A 544-nucleotide genomic window follows, 5' to 3' on the forward strand; every position below is an offset into this window, starting at 1 on the left:
GGGCAGGTCCGCGCGGGCGCCGCTGGCCGTGGCGGCGACGTGCTCGGCCAGCGCGCGCGGGGTCGGGTGGTCGAACACGACCGTGGTGTGCAGTGCCACGCCGGTGGCGGCGGCGATCCGGTTGCGGATTGTCACCGCGGTCATCGAGTCCAGGCCGAGCTCGCCGAAGGGGCGGTCGGCGCCGACGCTCGCGACGTCGGCGTGGCCGAGCGCGCCGGCCACCTCGCGGCACACCAGCGGGAGCAGGTCGGCCAGGTCCACCGGCTCCGGTGCCGCCGGGCGGGCGGGCGCGTACTCGCCGAGGGCGCCCCGAGCCCCCGGAGGCAGCTCCTGGTGGCCCAGCACGTCCGGGTCGATGGTCGCGACGACGACGGAGGTCAGCCGCGCGCCGAGCGCCCTGCGCAGGGCCGTGACAAAGGCCGAGGTGGGCGGCGCGGACACCCCGGCCGGCCCGGGCCGGGCCGGCTGGACGCACGCGACCACCCTGGCGACCCGGGCCGTAGCGGCCACCCGCGTAGCCGCCCACTATATTATAAAAAACATA

General features: G+C 76.8%; 1 protein-coding gene. It reads right to left on the reverse strand.

Going from position 1 to position 544, the window contains the following annotated elements:
- Nucleotides 1–483, reverse strand: a 483-nt coding sequence (locus tag ND747_RS29820) for an acyl carrier protein (RefSeq protein WP_251734512.1), incomplete at its 3' end; no start/stop codon positions are given.
- Nucleotides 484–544 lie beyond the last annotated feature (61 nt).

Origin of the sequence: Frankia sp. R82 (genome assembly GCF_023716925.1) — a bacterium.
Classification (GTDB): domain Bacteria; phylum Actinomycetota; class Actinomycetes; order Frankiales; family Frankiaceae; genus Frankia.